The organism is Pontibacillus salipaludis, assembly GCF_014642405.1.
In the GTDB taxonomy this organism is placed as follows: domain Bacteria; phylum Bacillota; class Bacilli; order Bacillales; family BH030062; genus Pontibacillus; species Pontibacillus salipaludis.
On the sequence record NZ_BMIN01000016.1, the window covers coordinates 1 to 19,524 of the forward strand.

21 protein-coding genes are annotated in these 19,524 nt (G+C 39.1%); 14 read left to right on the top strand and 7 right to left on the bottom strand.

Annotation, left to right across the window (positions count from 1 at the left end):
* The first annotated feature begins 245 nt into the window (after positions 1–245).
* Complete coding sequence (locus IEW76_RS15430; RefSeq protein WP_188655330.1) at positions 246–2,114, top strand: dienelactone hydrolase family protein; 1,869 nt, start codon at positions 246–248, stop codon at positions 2,112–2,114.
* 90 nt (positions 2,115–2,204) lie between these two features.
* Here the strand turns inward: IEW76_RS15430 and IEW76_RS15435 are convergent, their stop codons facing one another.
* Positions 2,205–3,851, bottom strand: a complete 1,647-nt coding sequence (locus tag IEW76_RS15435) for an SLC13 family permease (protein ID WP_188655331.1) — start codon at positions 3,849–3,851, stop codon at positions 2,205–2,207.
* A 768-nt stretch (positions 3,852–4,619) separates the two neighbouring features.
* Between IEW76_RS15435 and IEW76_RS15440 the strand changes: the two genes are divergently transcribed.
* The 4 genes from IEW76_RS15440 to IEW76_RS15455 all read left to right on the top strand — a co-directional run bounded on the left by IEW76_RS15440 (position 4,620) and on the right by IEW76_RS15455 (position 7,002).
* Entirely contained in the window at positions 4,620–5,132 is a 513-nt protein-coding gene (locus IEW76_RS15440) for an RNA polymerase sigma factor (RefSeq protein ID WP_188655332.1), read from the top strand.
* On the top strand, positions 5,116–6,111 hold the full coding sequence (locus IEW76_RS15445; RefSeq protein WP_188655333.1) for a hypothetical protein: 996 nt from the start codon (positions 5,116–5,118) through the stop codon (positions 6,109–6,111). The genes IEW76_RS15440 and IEW76_RS15445 overlap by 17 nt, the downstream gene beginning before the upstream one ends.
* Before the next feature lie 133 nt (positions 6,112–6,244).
* Positions 6,245–6,790 carry a DUF1572 family protein gene (locus IEW76_RS15450; protein WP_188655334.1) on the top strand — a complete coding sequence of 182 codons (546 nt, stop codon included), beginning with the start codon at positions 6,245–6,247 and terminating at the stop codon, positions 6,788–6,790.
* A 23-nt stretch (positions 6,791–6,813) separates the two neighbouring features.
* A complete protein-coding gene (locus IEW76_RS15455; RefSeq protein ID WP_188655335.1) occupies positions 6,814–7,002 on the top strand; it encodes a hypothetical protein in 189 nt (62 codons plus the stop codon).
* A gap of 103 nt (positions 7,003–7,105) precedes the next feature.
* Here IEW76_RS15455 and IEW76_RS15460 read toward each other — a convergent pair whose 3' ends face one another.
* Positions 7,106–7,930: a restriction endonuclease gene (locus IEW76_RS15460; protein WP_188655336.1), complete on the bottom strand. Its 825-nt coding sequence runs from the start codon at positions 7,928–7,930 to the stop codon at positions 7,106–7,108.
* Positions 7,931–8,123: 193 nt separating this feature from the next.
* On the opposite strand from IEW76_RS15460, the gene IEW76_RS15465 reads away from it, so the two are divergent.
* The 5 genes from IEW76_RS15465 (at position 8,124) to IEW76_RS15485 (ending at position 11,764) form a co-directional block, all read left to right on the top strand.
* Positions 8,124–9,506, top strand: coding sequence for a DUF2254 domain-containing protein (locus tag IEW76_RS15465; RefSeq protein WP_188655337.1), 1,383 nt, complete (start codon positions 8,124–8,126; stop codon positions 9,504–9,506).
* Positions 9,507–9,852: 346 nt separating this feature from the next.
* The gene (locus IEW76_RS15470) at positions 9,853–10,440 is read left to right on the top strand and encodes a hypothetical protein (RefSeq protein WP_188655338.1); all 588 of its coding nucleotides are present in this window, start codon (positions 9,853–9,855) and stop codon (positions 10,438–10,440) included.
* The gene (locus IEW76_RS15475; protein WP_188655339.1) at positions 10,440–10,913 is read left to right on the top strand and encodes a YdbC family protein; all 474 of its coding nucleotides are present in this window, start codon (positions 10,440–10,442) and stop codon (positions 10,911–10,913) included. The genes IEW76_RS15470 and IEW76_RS15475 overlap by 1 nt, the downstream gene beginning before the upstream one ends.
* A gap of 55 nt (positions 10,914–10,968) precedes the next feature.
* The gene (locus IEW76_RS15480; protein WP_188655340.1) at positions 10,969–11,265 is read left to right on the top strand and encodes a hypothetical protein; all 297 of its coding nucleotides are present in this window, start codon (positions 10,969–10,971) and stop codon (positions 11,263–11,265) included.
* 103 nt (positions 11,266–11,368) lie between these two features.
* A complete protein-coding gene (locus IEW76_RS15485) occupies positions 11,369–11,764 on the top strand; it encodes a hypothetical protein (RefSeq protein ID WP_188655341.1) in 396 nt (131 codons plus the stop codon).
* A gap of 41 nt (positions 11,765–11,805) precedes the next feature.
* Here IEW76_RS15485 and IEW76_RS15490 read toward each other — a convergent pair whose 3' ends face one another.
* From IEW76_RS15490 to IEW76_RS15505, 4 genes are all read right to left on the bottom strand, one after another.
* On the bottom strand, positions 11,806–12,660 hold the full coding sequence (locus IEW76_RS15490; RefSeq protein ID WP_188655342.1) for an STAS domain-containing protein: 855 nt from the start codon (positions 12,658–12,660) through the stop codon (positions 11,806–11,808).
* Between the two features lie 202 nt (positions 12,661–12,862).
* On the bottom strand, positions 12,863–13,480 hold the full coding sequence (locus tag IEW76_RS15495; protein ID WP_188655343.1) for a hypothetical protein: 618 nt from the start codon (positions 13,478–13,480) through the stop codon (positions 12,863–12,865).
* 95 nt (positions 13,481–13,575) lie between these two features.
* Positions 13,576–14,196, bottom strand: a complete 621-nt coding sequence (locus IEW76_RS15500) for a hypothetical protein (RefSeq protein ID WP_188655344.1) — start codon at positions 14,194–14,196, stop codon at positions 13,576–13,578.
* Between the two features lie 59 nt (positions 14,197–14,255).
* On the bottom strand, positions 14,256–15,506 hold the full coding sequence (locus tag IEW76_RS15505) for an MFS transporter (protein WP_229721269.1): 1,251 nt from the start codon (positions 15,504–15,506) through the stop codon (positions 14,256–14,258).
* Between the two features lie 122 nt (positions 15,507–15,628).
* Between IEW76_RS15505 and IEW76_RS15510 the strand changes: the two genes are divergently transcribed.
* From IEW76_RS15510 to IEW76_RS15525, 4 genes are all read left to right on the top strand, one after another.
* Positions 15,629–16,828, top strand: a complete 1,200-nt coding sequence (locus IEW76_RS15510) for a helix-turn-helix domain-containing protein (RefSeq protein ID WP_188655346.1) — start codon at positions 15,629–15,631, stop codon at positions 16,826–16,828.
* Between the two features lie 63 nt (positions 16,829–16,891).
* Positions 16,892–17,215, top strand: coding sequence for a hypothetical protein (locus IEW76_RS15515; RefSeq protein WP_188655347.1), 324 nt, complete (start codon positions 16,892–16,894; stop codon positions 17,213–17,215).
* Positions 17,216–17,384: 169 nt separating this feature from the next.
* Positions 17,385–17,561, top strand: a complete 177-nt coding sequence (locus IEW76_RS15520; protein ID WP_188655348.1) for a hypothetical protein — start codon at positions 17,385–17,387, stop codon at positions 17,559–17,561.
* A gap of 23 nt (positions 17,562–17,584) precedes the next feature.
* The gene (locus tag IEW76_RS15525; RefSeq protein ID WP_188655349.1) at positions 17,585–18,085 is read left to right on the top strand and encodes a GNAT family N-acetyltransferase; all 501 of its coding nucleotides are present in this window, start codon (positions 17,585–17,587) and stop codon (positions 18,083–18,085) included.
* Positions 18,086–18,699: 614 nt separating this feature from the next.
* On the opposite strand, the gene IEW76_RS15530 is transcribed toward IEW76_RS15525, so the two are convergent.
* The gene (locus IEW76_RS15530; protein ID WP_188655350.1) at positions 18,700–19,452 is read right to left on the bottom strand and encodes a class I SAM-dependent methyltransferase; all 753 of its coding nucleotides are present in this window, start codon (positions 19,450–19,452) and stop codon (positions 18,700–18,702) included.
* Positions 19,453–19,524 lie beyond the last annotated feature (72 nt).

A 19,524-nucleotide genomic window follows, 5' to 3' on the forward strand; every position in this document is an offset into this window, starting at 1 on the left:
TCTAGGGCTTCGTAGTTTATCTCATCGATATAAACTTTTACGTCAAACTTAAGGAAACCGCCGAGTACGGACCCGTACGCTCGGTGGTGTGAGAGGACGGAGGTTAGTCACCTCCTCCTACTCGATTGTGGCTAAATGTAGAGCATTTTTTATAGAGTCTACATTTTTATAAAAGAATGTTTGATACAAGTGTTTTGGAAGCGTTCCCAAGCATATACATGTACCATTAAAGGGGGAAAGACATCATGAAAAATGGTAAACGAACTCCAAAGTACTTGATTCTCTCACTTGTATTGGCTCTTATTAGTATGGTGGGTGCCTATTTCGTGCAAACATCTGGAACGGATGTTGAAGTTAAAGATTTACGATGGGAAACTCCATCAGGTCACTTAATGAGTGCATTACTATTTAAACCTGAGGGCGTTTCTGAAGAGTCAAAAGCTCCAGGAGTCGTGACGAGTCATGGCTGGTATAATAACCGTGAGATGCAGGATTTGAACAATGTAGAACTTGCTAGAAGAGGTTATGTTGTCATTTCCATTGATATGTATGGTCATGGAAATTCTGACCCAGTCGAGCCTGCAGAATGGCCAAATCGAGGGACGGGGATGTATGACGCGGTTGAATTAATGGCAGATCTCCCTTATGTGGACCGAGATAAAATTGGTGTCACAGGACACTCTAATGGCGCAAGAGCTGCTAACTGGTCTGTGCTTGAGGACAATAAGAAGCCCGAAGAAGAGCGATTAATTTCAACTGTCCTACTCGTTGCCAATGATGCGATGTACACGAACGATCCAGGAGAACCTTTGTACTGGTCTATGAGGAACGATGATCAAGAGTATACAAATATGTATGGAACACGAGATGTAGGGATCATAGCTGCAAAATATGATGAATTCTTCTTCCGTAGTATTGGGGAAGCTGGAAGCGTTACACCACCGAGGGATTATATCGATACTAAGTATGCTCAGTCGTTTCTTCATTTTGGAATGGACCCAAGTGAGGTAAATGAGGAGCGTGACAGTTACACCGTATATAAACAGGAAGTAAATGGGGAAGAGGCAATGCGTATCATTTATAATCCAAACCAGATTCACCCCTGGAATCATTTCTCTCAGAGTGTCGTCACGAGTTTATTAAACTACTTTGATGAATCTATAGGTTCACCTAAAGAGATTGATTCTTCTAATCAAATCTGGCAGTGGAAAGTATTCTTCAACTTCCTAGGTTTAGTAGCATTCTTTATGTTTGTGGTAAGCTTTACCAAAGCGATGTTAAATACAAGCGTATTTTCATCATTGAAAGCCAACGAGACTGCTGTAGCAGGTCCAGCACCTCGGGGAGTAGGTAAAGCATGGTTTTGGGGTGGGCTAATCGTTAGTGCTCTCATATCAGGTTGGTCTTATTTAGCTTTATTTACGTGGAGTGCAACAAATCGTCCAGAATTTTTCCCACAAGCACCTGTTTATTATATTGGTGTCTGGTCGGCTGTCATGGGCGTGGTAACACTTGTGATTTTGTTCGTTTCCTATATATTCTTCTCGAAAAAAGACGGATTAGACCTTCGGGCATCTGGAGTCATTATTAATTTGCGAACATTGTGGAAGACGATTTTACTCTCTTTGCTCGTAACGACGAGTGCGTTTGGATTAGTCTTTATAGCAGATTATTTCTTTACGACAGACTTCCGGATTTGGGTACTCACTATTAAAGCATTTACACCAGATAAACTATTGATTGCGCTTAAGTATGTACCATTCTTCTTACTCTTCTATGTAACGAATTCAATAGCGGTTAACTGTTTCAACTACGTTTCAAACGGAAAGAAAGAGTGGTTAAACACGGCATTAATGGCGCTTTTTAATGGCTTGAGCGCTATTGTAATTGTCGCCATTCAATATACACACTTTTTTATAGAAGGAGATGTGTTCTTTACAAACATCTCAAACATTGCAGGTATCTGGTTGTTCCCAATTATTGTTATTATCCCACTAGCAGCAATCATCACACGTAAAATTTACAGAGTAACGAAAAACCCTTACCTTGGTGGGATTATTTACGCGATTATTGTGACCGTTATGATGGTATCAAATACACTGACACAGTTGTAATGAAGAAACGCCCTGAGGATGAGCCTATCCTTGGGGCGTTTTTTTATGAAGAGCATTAAAAAAGGATAGGTTGACTTCCTATCCTTTTCATTATTCTTTCTTAAGCATCTCTGGAATTTCCGTAAGGTCGATCCCCCATGCGATTGGAAGCCAGAAATAAACAGAAAGCGTTACAATGATAATACCTGTCAGATTAAGGGCAAATCCCGCTTTGGCCATATCGGGTATTCGTAAATAATTAGAACCGAAAACGACTGCATTGGGCGGGGTGGCTACAGGGAGCATAAAAGCAGATGAAGAAGCCACGCCTGCAGCAATCATAACGGCGTATGGGTGAACACCTAGAGCCACAGCTAGAGAAGCCATAATCGGGTACATCATATTGGCTGTCGCTGTATTTGATGTAATTTCGGTTAAGAAAATAACCATTGCAGAAACAACAAGAAGCACCACAAATATATGGATTCCTTGTAAAACAGTTAGTCGATTTCCAATCCACTCAGATAATCCAGATTCAATGAATCCTGTTGCTATGGCAAGTCCTCCGCCAAATAGTAACAGAATACCCCAAGGCAATTTTACTGCTGTGTCCCAGTCAAGAAGACGGTCACCTCTTGTGGTTCTTGAAGGGATTACAAAAAGAATAAAGGAGGCTGTTAATGCAATCATGGCGTCTCCGATATTCTCATTTACATAGGGTTGTAATAGAAAGGAACGGGTTACCCAAGAGAAAGCGGCTAGCGTAAAGACGAGTAAGATCACTTTTTCTTCAAAAGATGCGTTACCAAGATCGTCTTTTTCATTTTTGATAACCTCACGTCCACCAGGAAGTTCACTGATTTTAGGAGGATAAGCGACTTTCACAAGGTAAAACCAGGCGATAAATATAAACACCCAGGCAATAGGGACCCCAAACAACATCCAACGAGCAAATGAAATTTCAACTCCATATAGGTTGCTAATAGCAGCTGCCAAAGCTGTATTTGGGGGTGTTCCAATGAGTGTCGAAATACCTCCAATCGAAGCAGAATAAGCAATTCCTAACATCAGAGCCTTTCCGAACCCGAAGTTCTCTTTAGCGGTATCAATCGAGTCATCATCTTTTAGCTGTTCGGAAACCTGGTATATAATCGCGAGACCAATTGGCACCATCATCATTGCAGTAGCCGTGTTAGATATCCACATCGATAAGAAACCTGTCGCGACCATAAATCCTAGAACGATTCGTTTCGTATTTGTTCCGATTGCTAATATGATTGTCAGTGCTATGCGTTTATGTAGGTTCCACTTCTCCATGGCAAGTGCAATCATAAAGCCGCCCATAAATAAAAAGATGGTGTCATCACCATAAGATGAGGCTGTCTGGTCCATATTCAGACCGCCGGTTAATGGAAATAGCACAATGGGGATAAGGGAAGAAACTGGAATAGGTACGGCTTCAGTCATCCACCATACCGCTACCCAAATGGTACTAGCTAATACTGCTTTTCCTTCATAGGAAAGGCCTTCAGGTTGAAAAAAGATAAAAGTCAGTGCAAACAACAGAGGCCCTGCAAACAGCCCGATTAACTGTGCTTTCTTAAAACTCCTTCCTCCACCATCACCTCCGCCAGAAGATTGTTGTGAGGAATGTTTTTTTGTAGAGGAGGCATTTTCATCTGGTTTTGCAAAAAAACGCATTAAATCTTTAGCCTGCTCATGCTTCTCCCATAGCCAAGTCCATCCTTCTGTAATCATGAAATCTCTCCTCTATAACATAATGTTCGTTAGGAAGTTCCCTTGTATAGAAGTGGTAAAACTATGAAATTCCATCGAAATTGTAGTAATCTTTGTATTAAACTGTAGATCGATTTACATAAAACTGTAAGATTAATAGCTTCTCTATCGTCTAATGGATAGGCTCTGCTAAAGTTTGCTTTTTTCTTCTTTACAACAACCTTGTCCAAGAATAGGGCGGGATTAGTGAAGGATTGAAACTGAGATACTTGGTTAGGGGAGGTCCTTTACCAGAAGAGAAGTTGGGCAGGCTTGGGGACAACTCGCTTTCCTGCGGGGAGCTGGGAAGCCTCCTCAATCGCTACGCGCTTTCCGGGGTCTCCCCTAGGCTCCTTACCCCGCGGGAGTCTCGCAGTCCCCAAGCCTGCCCTGACGCTAATTAGGTGAACGGACCCATTTATTTAAGTTGCTCTCCCCCCTACCTCACAAATTTTGTGTGTTTCCGTCTCTCCCCATTTGGGAGAGGTGGGCCTGGAAATTGCGAGACTCCTGCGGGAGAAAGAGGTCGACGAGACCCCGCAGGGTGGGTTTCCCGAGGAGGCTCGACAGCTCGCCCGCGGAAAGCGAGTGATTTCCAGGCCCACCTTACGCTCTATTCAAGCTGACGGAAACGTCTCTATCTATCGCAATGCAGATCCAAGATCCTAGTGTTCCACATAAGGGGGCTTATATGGAACAAAATCTAAGCATTAACAGAGCCAATGGATAAAGAATAAAGGAGGAGGGTGTATGGATCAGGAAGATCAGGTAAAGGAATGGTACGAATTATACAGTCAGCATGTGTACCAGTTTCTCGTGTATTACAATCGAACGGATGATGTAGATGATTTAGTTCAAGAAGTGTTTATAAGAGCTTGGAAACATGCTCCTTCATTTAAGGGGAAAGCTTCACCGAAGACGTGGCTCTTCTCAATTGCGAGACGCGTTTCTATTGATCGATACAGAAAGAAAAAATGGGAAAGGTTGATAGATAGAGGAGAAAGTCATGATGTTGGTTTGAGTCCAGAAGATATAGTATTAAATAAAGAAGAAGATCAGCGATTGTATCAGGCGATTAATAGTTTAAAGACGAAATATCGAGAAGTCGTCATTTGTAGAGGAATTTTAGAGTTAAGTACTAGAGAAACAGCGGATGTGTTAAGGTGGAGTACTTCTAAAGTGGATACGACTTTTTATAGGGCTAAAGAGAAATTAGCGAGTGTAATGGATGAGAGGGGGATGAAATATGCGCGATCACAATAATATGAAAGAGGATATGAAGAAGCTTCCAACATTTGAGATGGATGAGAATCAGAAGGAGAGAAATTGGCAGAGTATACAGTCCATAAAACAGAAGAGAAAGCGTGATTGGTTCTTATATCCTGCATCCGTTGTAGCTTTTCTCCTCATGATTACAAGTGTAACGTTGCTATTAATGGAAGAAGGCCCCTCCACACCAGCTGAACAAGAATGGACGGCAACTCAAGAATACTTTAAAGGGGTGGAGCCGATTTATTCTGATTTTATACTATCTACATCTCTTAATCTTCCAGATAGAAGGGTCGCATTAGGCTATCTCTATAATGCTTCAATATTTTATACACCTGAGGCTAAGAGAGTTAATCCCCTTCTCAATCGTAAGAATGTTTCTGCTTATTTCCAATACACCGAAGAGGAAATGCAGAGTTTGGAGTTAGAGCCTAAGCTAGGAACGTGGAAGTCTAACGTAAAGACAACATGGGTATTTTTAAGTTCAGCAGAACAGCTAATCCAAGAACCAAAATTAAAGGAACAAATCTCTGATCTCATTACAAGAATTTCTTATATTCATAACTCAAATCCTATCTCTGAAAACCTTGCAACGTATAGTGAAGTTAAGGAAGAACTAGCGTGCATCGTTAGGGAAATTGATGCCACGGCCAATGATACTTCTATTTACAAGGGGGAAAGTGAGAAATTTGAGTTTACCATTCAGAAATTATCTGAGGAGGAACATTTAGCTATCCTTCGTGTTCTAGATATGGAAGCATTAAATGAGGAAAAAGTAGGCACAGTATCTTTATCTTTAGTACAGCCGCGCACTACATTTTCAATAAAGGTTGTTGGGAGCTCAGGGTATAAAGGAGATCTGAAACTACCAGATTCACTAAAAGGACAAGAAGAAATTGAAGTTGTTATAGATGGCAATGAAACCATGGAGTTATCGAAAGTTAAAAGTCCATATAAAATGAAAGGAGACTAAGTCGAATGAGACTTAGTCTCCTTTCATAAGAGGGGAATTTTTTATCAGTTTGGATATTTATGTTAAAATTCAGTTATTACTCTTATCTATAATTTTTTGCGCTTATATAACTAGTGAAAAGTAGGTGGATTAAGTGACAATTGGGAAAGCATATTTACGTATTGTTGAAGACCGATTTCGACGTGTAAAGGAATTAGGCGATAACACGTTCCGGCAATTATCCAAAGAAGATTTTCATCAAACATCTCAAGAGCAGTCAAACAGTATTGCTATCATCGTGAAGCACCTGAGCGGGAACATGAAGTCCAGGTGGTCGGATTTATTGACTAGTGATGGAGAGAAACCTTTTCGAAATCGTGATCAAGAATTTGAAGACCCCCATATGTCGAAGGAAGCCATTCTCGAAAGTTGGGAAGAAGGTTGGAGCATTTTGTTAACAGCTATAGGAAGATTAACAGAGGAAGACTTACTTAAGACCATATATATAAGAAGTGAAGGCCACGTTGTACTAGAAGCGATTGAGAGGCAAATGGCTCATTATGCTTATCATGTAGGACAAATCGTTTATATTGGGAAAGAGAGTAAGGGTGAGCAATGGGAGAGCTTAAGTATACCCAAAGGTAAATCAAAAGAGTATGAAAAAGAAATGAAAGAAATTCATCAAGATCGTGCATTTTAGTTATAAATAAGGGGAGAAAGACAATGAATTGGGCTGTGTTGAAGGATTGGAAGACTAACATCGGGTTTGTGTTAGGAATTTTACTGAATATCGTTGCAATAATTCTTGCTGCAAGTAATATTGGATACTGGATTTTGTTTCTGTTTTCGGGTCAATTGGTGACGGTGGTTAGTACTTTTAGAGCGGATCGATTAACAAGGGGATCCTCTTAGTGATAACTTCTGTTCCAAGTTTTAAGAATTAAGCTCATACTATTAGGTGATACATAAAAAGCCCAGAACCCCAAGTGTACTGGGCTACTTTTACATTTGCGAGCTATTTGCCCGAACGTTTCTGTAAAGGAAAAAGTCTTCCCTTCCTCCCTTTTTCCACTTCCTTTTTATAGTGATCTAAAAGAATTTGCAATCCGTCTCGATCGATGAGGGTTACCCCATCTCGCTGTGCTGACATTATGGCTGAACTAGAGAAATTGCGATTTGTTAGAACCACCTTACGATCAGCTTTCCAATACTCTGCTCCTCCGACTACTTCATTAATTGCGTTAACCCCAACCTTCTTATCGCTTCCGTAGCACTTTGTTTGAATAGCTGTTTTTACTCTTTTTTTCACTGTTAGAATGGCTGCGCCGTAATCCCCTGTTGCAGGATTAAGTTGAGTAGTATATCCGAGGCCTTCATATAGTTTAGAGACAAATTGTTCAAACTCAGTCCCGCTCATTTGATCGATTTCACGCATGGCAAAAGCGTCATGCGTGGTTTTACTTTTGGAGAATAAAGTGTCGCTGTACTTATGCATGAGCAACAGAGCTAAAGCAATAGAGAAGAGATAATATACTTCCCATGAACCACTCGCTCCCATTGTAATCAACGTTACAAAAAGGTATATGCTAAGCCTTAGTTTCTCAATTAAAGACCATGTGCGTATCCTTCTTGATCTTTTATAGGTTAGGTGAAGTGCTAAGGCTTTAGCAATGTAACTATTCATACCAAGGAGTAAGGCGCTTAAGACCCACCTCGTTTGTAAGTCTTCCTCGCTAATGCTGACACTTAGTAATAGTGCTATAAATATAAAGCAACTGATGATCAATCTTGATTGTAAAGCTGGACTAAGAATAGAACTCTTTGGTTTACGTTCGTTCATTCAATCACCCTTATTTATGTTATAAAGCTATCTTTTCCATTTATAGGATTGTTATAAGGGGATTTCAGCCAATTATATTACAATCTCCTATCATTATTTTACGGTTGTATGAATTTGTAGTTGGTACGGGTTAAATCCATTATGATGGGGGAACGAGGGAAGAGTACTTTCTAAGAATGTGAGGGGATCCATCATGAGCCTTTTTGGTTACATTAAGAAATATGGTTCCATGTCAAGAAGACAGAGGAAAACAGAACTGAACTCTACTCTTTGGTTTATGCCTTTATGGTATATTGCTGGCGCTATTTTATTATCTATATTTACGTTTTATTTAGACTATATATTAGATGTCGGATCGTATTTACCTGTTGGACTAGGATTTAGTGGAACAACACTTCAAGTGTTACTGAGTGCACTTGTTGGTGGGGTGTTGACACTTAGTGCTTTTACCATTAACTCATTGCTAGTTGCATTAACAACTTTTAGCGGTCAATTCTCCTCAAAGATGCTTGTGAACTTTGTGAGTGATAAGATGACCCAGCATGTGTTGGGGATTTTTAACGGTAGCTTTATCTATGTGTTATTAAACTTCCTATATGTTACGCATGAGAAGGAAGAATATATATTTGCAACTCCAATTCTTTCGATCCTGACTGCGATTATTGCAGCATTAACATTTGTTTACTTTATTAATCATACGACAACATGGATGCAGGTACACAATATTAGTTTTAATATGAATAAGAAATCAAAATCTGTCCAAGAATCACTCATAAAAGAAGAGGAACCTTTCATTCTCGATTATGAGGAAGGTCGTATTCAGAAATTACCTGATGAAGAAGGTCGTAACCTTCATGCTCAGGAAACTGGTTATGTGCAACTTGCTGATATTGCCCAAATTGTTCAACAAGCAGAACATGATGGGGTTACTGTAAAGCTTGAGGCAGGCATAGGGGAATTTGTCCTGAGCGAGGCACCATTATTAACAATATGGTCAGAAGATAACCCAATTGATGATGAGAAGTATTTAGGTTTCATAGAGATCGGTGAAAAGCAAACAGAAATTCAGGACCTTGAATACGGTGTGAATAAGCTTGCGGAAGTGGCCATTAAAGCGATTGGCAACAATGATCCTTTAACCGTATCAAATACGCTACATCAGATCACAGATTTATTAAAAAGCATTGGAAAACAATCAAATTTCTCTCCGTACTTGGGAGATAAAGATGGGAAACTTCGATTTATACTCGATCAGAAAGATTTCAGCTTTTATCTTCATAAAGGATTTGCTCACGTGCGGGAATACGCGAATAACAACACGGCTATCTTAGCAGAGATTTTAAGAATGACGGCTCTGCTAGCAAAGGTACTTCCTGAGAAACTAAATAAGGACCTTTGGCAGTTCGCCTACGAAACCGTGTTAGGTCTTCAAGATTGTCAACTGCATAGGCAAGATTGTTATACGTTACTTGATCCCCTGTATAAGATTTCAAGAGACACAGGGGAGGTTGATGCTTTCCAATCTGTGAAAGAAAATCTCTTGTGCACCATTCGTGTAGAGCCACAATTTGGCTAGATCATACGAAGAGACGTTACCTCATATTATAGGTAGCGTCTTCTTTTATTTGCGTGTGTTACAATTTTAGGTAAAATCATTATTATTCAAGACTTTATCATTCGGAAATATGGTAAAATGATGAATGAAATTTTATGATGTAATTCATTCTGTAAGAAACTGATCATACGAAATGACATCAAACACATCTATATAGATTTGGGGAAAGAAGGAGAATGAAAAACCTTTTTCGGATTATTCTTACCTATTAATCAATCTTTTACTAGTTCAATAAAGGAAGGGCTTTTTTGAGTAAATAGACTCTACGAACAAGGCAATGGATAAATGCTAGGAGGGGAGCGAGCTTTTGAAAAAATACATAGGAGCGTTAGCCTTTGCTCTGTTAGTTGGATGTCAAAGTGAGGCTGCCACGCTTAACACAGATCATTTAAAGGTTTATGAGAATGTACTTAAAACAGAAAAAGAGCAACCGACAATGTATGAAGCGAACTCAGTAGAAGAAGCTGTTGAGTCACTTCCATTTCAATTGAGGATCCCGACTGACCTTCCAGAAGCCTATGGTTCGTTCGATGATGTGCTCATTAGCGATTTTAAAGATCCTGATGATCAACAAGATATCGGTATAGCTCTTACAGCTTCTACAGAAGGAAGGGATAAAAAGAGTATCGCGATTTTTGCTGCAGATTTTGAACTAGTAGATTTTGAACAACTTATCAAACATAGTAATGAGATTAAGCTTTCGGGGGGGCAGAAGGCCTACTACTCAGCTTCTTCCAATAAAGAGGGGGAAGATTTTCAATCTCCGAGCGTGTATTGGATGAAAGATGGAGTCCTACATGAAATTTCTCATGCAGGAAGTGGAGATAACTCCGAACAGATCAAAGAATTACTGATGGACCTAGCAAGTCAAATGGCCCAAGGTGACAGTGGTTAATGATTCTTAAACTAATAAAGTGTCATGTCCCAGTAAATCTAAAAAAATCATTTCAAGAAGCTCAAACTTATTGGAGTGATCTTAGTGAAATGGATGGGTTTAGTGGCCAGTTTGGCGGTTGGGATACGTCTGAATTAGAAACGGCTTATATTTTTAGTTTTTGGGAGGACCTCTCATCGTATCAAAAATTTATGAGGAACAAGCATGATCGATTGGTTCAAATTAATGGTCAGGAGAGAACTTATGAACGTATTTCGATTACCTTATATCACCGAGAAGAACCCATGGTCATCCCGCCTATAGATCAACTAGTAAAATGCACTATTTCCCCAAAATCCGATTTGAAGAGTAGTTATGTGTTTTCTTCTATTGATCACAAGAGCCATACAATGCGTTTGACATTTAATACCAATCCAAGCTCCGAAGAAGTATCCATACAATTAGAGAAAAGTTGGAATGTTGAAAGATTATAAATCATGGAACAAATAAAAATGAACAGAGCTAAACAAAAGGGGGAGGGCGATTTTTTTGAATACACTTAATAAGAAACTACTTTTAACTATTACGGGAGGAATAGCTGGAGTTCTCCTTGTAGGGTATCTAGCCCTGAACCTATTCGTACAAGCGAAATTCCACAGTGTGAAGTCGGAAGTATTAGACCATAATCCTGAAATTACTTCTATTGAAAGCATTAATAGACTGGGAGGATGGGGTGAGTTCTTCAGAGAATATGCCCTAATTGTTAAGAAAGGCTCTGATACAGAATATAGAGTTTGGACATTCGGAAATGGGAAGGTCACTGATGAAGAGGTTGTAATAGAATAACTTAGAATTATATTATTGAAAATTGTAGGTAATAGGAATAATGATCGATAGTTTATCATCCATATAATAGGGGAAGAAAAATAGATAAACAGAGGTGATCGATATGAATAATCTTATCCAGAACAGAGGGGCCGACTTGTTACCGGACCAAGTTGAAATTGTGAATAATTATTTAGCTGATTTGTTTGTTGTAAGAGGGAAGTTGGATATCTTTAAAATGGGTGATGATGAACAACAACTTCCATATGAAGAGCTAAAAGATTATGTGTCTGATGAAATGGAATTGCTAACAGATCGGTTGAAACGCAATGGAAATGATCCTGTAGGGTCTTCTGAAGGAGTATTCCAACGTTCAGCTATTGAAGTAAATGAATCTTTTTTATGGGAAGATTTAAACACTTTGGCAACAGAACTGCGCGATAATGATTTATATTTACTCAATGATGCAATTGAAGTGTACGAAAATTATAGTGAACGGCTGCGAACTTTAGAGGTATAAAAAAAAAACCCACATGAACATGGCATGTGGGGTTTTTTTGCTTATTTTTCTTGTAAATAAAAACCGATATATTCAAGTGCCCCCTCAAGGTTCTGGACGGTCTTTGCCTTCAGGTCTTTAATATGCTGACTACTTATATTATGAAGTGCAGCTTCAGGTGTAATCCCTGTAATAATCGTTTCTGCGCCAATTAATTGAAGTGACTGGACAAGCTTCACAAGTAAAGTCGGAAATACATCATCTACAATGACAAGCCCCGATAAATCAATAATGATATAATCGATTTGTTTACTAGAAGTATGTCGCAACACTGTATCCATAATTTTGCTCGCTCGATCATCGTCGATTACTCCTTGGAGCGTTAGAATGGATACTCCGTTCGTAATTGGAAGGATAGGGACATTGAGAAAACCCATATTAAACTTGGTTTGATCGAGTTCGATTATATGTGAGAGTAGGTCAGCCATAGACTTTAAGTATTCTACGTCCTCGTCGCTAAAGACTTTTTCTTCCCTGTCCATTACACATAACGTTCCAAATACAGTTCCTTCAGTATCTGTAAGGGTAACACCTAAGTAGCCTTTTACACCAAGTTCAGGAGTGACGGCTAAGTCCCTAGTCACATGGTACTCATTGACATCCGGTGTGTGCATCTCTTGGTTTTTATGGTTAATAATATGTCGGCAATAACTACCGCCATAATCTACCTCGTACCCCTCTGGAATGATTTCCTCATCTTTGTTAAAAGAACTAAGTACAGTCATCGCAGTTTCTCCACGTTTGGCTACATAAGCTGTATTAACATTTAAACGAGTGCTAATCATATTGAACATCTTCTTAGAGGCGGTTTTCAAAGATTGAAAGTCCGTTGAGTTCAAATTGTACTCTTTTCCCATTAATTGGTTTCCTCCTCTATTGGTGACTAACTTCACCTATCCTTCTATTGTAAGGGTTATAATCCTATTAAGTAAAATAAAGAATATGTACTAGAAAAAGGAGTCCATTACACATTTACGAAAAGCAGTGGGTAAGAGTCTAAGTTTGCATGGTCGTGTGTAGCCTCTGAACAAAAATAATGATGTAGCAGACTAGTAGTTTTTACATCTTGTTTACGTGAATGGAAAGCATACTGCCGAACTTTTGAATGAGCGTTTTTCTCTGTTCTGAAGTGATGTAATCGATGAGGAGTTCTAAACGATTATTTTCCATATCATAGCGTATTTGGTAATTGTTTTCTTTGTCTTCAATTAGTGCATCTGTTTCTTCGTACACCATAGGTACTTTGCTCATAAGTGTATTCATAGAATAATTAACGGTTTTCCATTGAACATTCTCATTAGGAATGGTTTCTAACACTTTCTTTTTAAATTCTTGGCCATGATCCTCTTGTTCAATGAGTCCAATTACAATTTTTTGTTGTTCTCGATCGAGGTATGTAATTCCGTATTCGTTTATACCGTTTTCATCCCCAAACATCTCCTCTTGAAGATCTGCTAATGTATGAGTATAAAGATATTGAAGATCTTTCGTTTGTTTGATCTGGTTATGGTATTGAAATTCATTCAGAGAAGTAGAGAGGGTGTTTTCGGTTTGTTCTTGAATCTCGAGTTGTGAGTGGTTTTTTGAAGCATCACTTACAATATTTCCTGTCACTCCCCAAGCGCTAAGCAGCAAACCTATTGAAAGAGCCCCTTTGTATATAGTTTTTGATTTCATTAGATATAGGTCCCCTTGTAAAGTTGGTTCAGTAGGTTAGACGAACGTGGGAGGGGGAAGTTTCAGATAAAGGCTAATAAGATATGTTTTATGTATTAGATGCCAAGTTCTCGTTCGAATGTCTTATGTAACGTATAGTATTGAAGTCCTTTCGAATTCTTTTTGGCCTCTTCCGCATAAAGGATTGCCTCATCTAAATGACCTGCCAACCTCTCACGTTCTGCCATTAGAGCATTTTTCATCCACGTGTTCTGAGTCTCATCAATTATACGATTAGCTTGAGCCAGATCTCCCTCTTCGAGACGTATAAAACCTTCATAATACGCGCGATAAGCAGGTGCTGTAATATAACTTAGTTCTTCATTAGCAGCTTCTAGATCTTTAAAGTGAAGGGCTTCGCCAATTTTGTAAAGAGCTTGACGTGAACGATGCTTTGATTTTGAGACTAGTTTTTTTGTAGTCGATTGAATTTCCTCGTCTAGCCCATTGGCGAGGGCATATACCGTATAAAAGGTAAGGTTTTTTTTATTCTTTAACAGAAAGCGTTCGATTTTGGGTATATCCTTCTCCCATAATAAGATGTTAAGAGTCGGGAAGATCGCAAAGACTACCAGGAGCACCCCGAAGAGAGCAATAAGCCATAGGTTAGTAATCTCAAAATAGTAAAGGAAGAAAAATCCTATTCCACTTACTATAAATGTAGGTAAGCTTTGCAAAACAATCCCCCATTTCTTGGGTTAATTATAGCATGGAAAAAGGTGGAGCGGGTGCCCTTTTATGCTTTAGTTGCAGAAGAGGATTCGATAGGGTGGGTTCTGACCTGTTTTTCATTTAAAAGAAGTAATGTGAAAGCAATCATACATAAACTTGATGGAATAATGCTCCATACAGCACCAAACCTATCTAAGGCAAATCCATAAGCCATCATCCCAATAGGAGATAAACCCTGCGCCATCATTTCCATAATGCCAAACACTCGTCCTTTTACGTCTTCTTCAATGACCCTCTGCAATAGTAAACCAAGAGGGGTGTTAATAAAAGATATAGATAAACCATAGAAAAGCCCCATTATAATATAAAAGCTCACGTTTGCTGTATAACTAAGCGAAATGAGCATTGGTAAAGTGGTCAAAGCCATTAGAGAGCTTGCTACAATTATTCCCCATCTTGTTAATCGAAGAGGGTTAAGAAAAGTCTTTTGAATAGAAAAGTATAGTGAAGCTAGAAGCATACCGCTCGCAAATGTCCCTTCTATAATTCCGAAATGACCAGGTTGGATATCAAGTCGCTCAACCGCCATATAGGGTAGACCAATAGCCAGAGCTACAGCGAAGAAATTTATAAGTAAAGACACAAGAAATAAATTTAAGAGTAATGGGTTATTCTTTACGTATTGCAATCCTTGTATAAGGGAGGTGGTTAAAGTTGAAGATTTAGTTTGATTGTTTTTTCTGTAAAGAGAGAAGTTCATAGTGGATTGTAATAAGATTGAAAGGATATAGCATGAAATGTAAATGAATAAGAATGTTCGCATGGAAACCAGGCCAAATAAGGCTCCTCCAAGAACAGGTCCTCCGATTGTCGATAGAGAGATGGATGCTTGTTGTAAGGAGATGGCCTTTTGAATTCTTTCTTGATCAAATAGTTGAGTGATCGCTGAGGTCAGAGTGACGCTATTAAAGGTTGAAAAAAGAGAGAGGAATGTCGTGGCTGTATAGATGGCATAAATATTGAGGTCAGAAATAAACGTAAAGGTTAGTAAGCCTGTGACAATTAGTGTTGCCCCTCCTTGAGAGAAGAGGACGATTTTCTTTTTTGATAGTCGATCAGCAAGCGTTCCGGCAAATGGTGCTAGGATTGCTCTTGGGAGAGTATGACAAACCAAATTGACGGCAAATCCAATGGCTGAACCTGTTGCTGTTAAGATATACAAGCTAATTCCAAACCCATACACGCTGCTTCCAAAAGATGATAGAAGCTTACTGAATGCAAATGTCCATAAATGATAGGTTACACGTTTTTTCACGTCCAATAGAATCGCTCCTCCAAACAATAAGTTTAATTAAATTAAACAAATCGTAACATAGAACGTTCTTTCAATAAAGGGGGAAGTTTAATATAATTAAACATATTGAGGGGGTTAATCGTATGGGATCCTTAGGACTACGTATTAAAACGCTTAGAAAGAAGAAAAAGTTAACGTTACAAGGATTAGCTGGTGAGCATATGACTAAAGGGATGGTTAGCTTAATTGAAAATGATAAAGCCAAGCCATCAATGGAAAGTCTCCATTACATTGCAGAGCAACTAAATGTAACTGTAAATGAGTTACTTGAGGAAGTCAGTATAACAGAGATACGTGAGCTTCTAGCTACTATTGAAACTTACTTTAGAGAAGGAAATGATGTGGAAGTTATAAAATGTGTTTCTCTCGTTCAAACTGAGCACTTACCCTTGTGCTATGAGTCAGCAAAAGTCTTAGAACTCTACGGTAAAAGCTTATATAAAACAGGTGCTACAAACTGGGAAAATTATTTAGATCTTGCCGATCATCAGTATATGACATTAGCCCTTTATGAAAAGTCGGCTACTATTACTTTATTTCAATCATGGAGTAAATTGAAATGTGGACAATATGAAGAATCCCTTCATTTATTAAGAGAAAAGCATGCGCTAATTCAATCCCATGGGGCGGAACTTGAAACGTTAACCTTTCTGAAATACCAGACTCATGAAGCTTCTTTACTCTTTGCAATTGGTCAGAACAAAGAAGCGGAGGAAGTTCTACACTCTGCGATATCGTATTCAAGAACAACGAAGGTCTTTTATCAAATTGAAGAACTGTACAGAATTGCTTGTCTTTATTCGATTATGATGCGAAATAATGAGGAAGTATCGTATTTTTTAGAAAAGCTTGATTTATACAGCAAGTTTGTAGATAGTACAGACGCAAAAGCAGCGGTTCTATTATTGCGGTCCCATTATCATAATGAAGCTACGGGAGAATACGAAGAAGCGATCCAAGACATTGAGGCTTTTAAAGACATAACAGGAGGTTCAGTGAATTCGTATTATGTAATGGAAAAGGGGAAAGCTCTATATCATATGGGTGATATAGAGGGAGCGTTAGAGTTGTTGGATGAATTTACAATTATTCCAGAATGGGTGCATCCATTTGATCGTTCCATGATTCACCAAGTGAAAGCCTATCAAGCTCTCTGTCTTAAGGATCTAGGAAAGTGGGAAAAGGGGAAGGTGTATGCAAAAGAAGCTTACGAAGGGGTCAAACAATTACCTGAAACCCCTTACCAGGCATTTGTGTACGAAACTTTAAATCAATTTTTATAAAAAATGGTCAACAGACTTGTTCTGTGATTAAATAGAAACGAGAAAGCAGAAGGAGGAAACGCCGTGAAGAAAAAATTAATCACGACTATTATTGTCAGCATCATTGTAATCACGGGATTATCGTTTTACTTGAATACGAAAATTGCCCATCACGAGACGCTACATGATGTTAAAGTTATTGAAAAACATGATAAAGAGATGGAAAAGTCCCATAAGTACATAATCAAGGTAGAAGGCATGGAGAAAGAATTAAAATTTAAAGACAAAATGACCTGGAACCTTGTTGAAGTCGGAGAGACCTATGATATTGAATATGAATATTCAAAAGCTCATCCTCCCACAGTTAAAGCTATTGGTGATCTTGAAGGCCATGGTGGCGGACACTAAATAAAAGACTTATGATAAAAGTAGTTCAGTTAGTAAAGAGGTATCTCTTCTTTTAGCTGAGCTACTTTTTATTAATAAGGTCAAATGAAATTTACTGAATAATCGTGATACACTTTCAATACAGAAATCCGATGAGTGTTCTTGAGAGTTGAGAAATAAGGAGGCGAATATGTTAAAGAAGCTTATTTACTTCTATTTATTTATGACCAATTTGGTTTTCGTGCTTAGTGTTGTAGACATTGTCTCTGGTAGGATCGCAGCCGGTATCCTAGTCACCTTTACATTTAGTTTAGTGATTTTTATAGAAATAGCTAGTAGAAAGGGAAGGCTTAAGGATATTGAATAATGATTCTTTAGAGGGGGGATTAGGTGGTAGTAAGAGAGGTTGATACAGAAGAAGCTGATCGTTTCAAAAGTTTAATAGAAAGCGTAGAAGGTCATTCGCAGTACATGCTTATGGAAGAGGGCGAAAGACAAACTACCGTAGAAGGACACCGGAAACAAATTGAAAGAATGAAGAATCAGGAAAATTCAACCATACTAGTAGTTGAAGAGAACGGCAATCTAATAGGTTATGTGATCATATTTGGTGGAACCACTAAACGGACCAATCATGCAGGCTATCTTGTAGTAGGCCTCCGTAAAGAATACCGAGGAAAGGGAATTGGTACATCCTTGTTTCAAAAAATAGACGAGTGGGCATTTCAAGTTGGACTTATAAGAATTGAACTTACAGTAGCTACAGTAAATACTGCAGCTATAAGTCTTTATAAGAAAAGCGGCTTTGTGATAGAAGGGACAAGATCAGGGTCCCTGTGTATTGATGGAATCCTTCATGATGAATATTACATGGCTAAGCGCTTCAAGTAGACAGCAATAAGTTTAGTATTGTGATTTCTTATAATTTGTTTCTTCAAGAATAGGACAGGATTTCTGAAGACTCGAAGCTGAGACATGTTAGTGTAAATGGGGCCGTTATTTTGTTGAGAGCTTGGGGTGTCTGGGGAACGACTCGCTTTCCGCGGGCGAGCTGTCGAGCTTCCTCGGGAAAACCGCCCTGCGGGATCTCGTCAACCTCTTTCTCCCGCAGGAGTCTCCCCGTTCCCCAGACACCCCTTATCAGAAGTTGTAGAACGGCCCCGCAACTCTAGTATGGCGAGGCTCTAACAATCCGACCGCTTATGAAGCGTGCTTCCGTTCCTTCAATATATGGCAAAGGTGGTTCGGGAAATTGCGAGACTCCTGCGGCAGTGGGAGCCTAGGGAAGACCCCACAGAGAGCGAAAGCGAACGAGGAGGCTTCCCAGCTCGCCGCGGAAAGCGAGTGATTTCCCGAACCACCTTATTCTCAATTTGAGCAAACGGAAGCATTCTCTCAACTTCAAATGTCCATATAAAAGGGCTTATATGGAACAATAGCAATAACATTAGAAGAGCTGATACATAGGAAAAGGGAGTATGAATCAAATCATACTCCTTTTTGAGTTATCCTGTATTTTTCTTCAACCGAGCTGTATACGACATAGCCTGATGGAGGGGTACATTTTCCTTGTATTCACCTTTATCGTAATCCATGGCTCCACCTGGTATAGTGTGATCTAATATAAGTTTGCTTTCTGCAAGTAAAAGTTCAAGATCGGCTGGGGAATAACAACGAAGAGACTGAGTCACGGCCTGGCTTTCGTCGTTAACGGACCACCATGTATCAATCATGCGACAGTGATAAGGGTCAAAGTCATACTGTCTCATAATGTCATCTAAGCTCATCTCTATTCCGGCCGTATACGCCCAATACCAAGGTGTGTAGCAATCAATGAGAGCTAGACTACCTGAACTTAACCATCCTTCTATTAGATGTAGAAGTTTCGATTGGTCCTCATCTGAGCCAACCCCGAATCCATCCCAATAACAAATACAATCAAAAGGATTGTTAAATTCTGCTTCATAGAAATCCCCTTCTATTATATGAAGCTTATCCTCAACTTCATGCTCTCTAGCCAAGGCTTTTATCTTCAAAACCGCTTTTGGAATAAGTTCAATAACGGTTACGTCATAGCCTCTTTTCGCTGCAGCAACAGCAAACTGTCCTGTCCCTCCACCTAATTCGAGAAGGTTGGTTGGCTTTCCTTCAAATAGTTCCTCCATCTTATCAACTAAGTCATCCCGTAGTATGTGATTCAACGGACTATCTGTTAACAGTTCATACTGCCTATTATAAAATTCTTTAACCCATTCCATGTGTAAGTCCTCCTTTAAATAGATGGATGTTGGATGAGAACTTCACAAAGATCAATAGTAAAAGAGCACAGT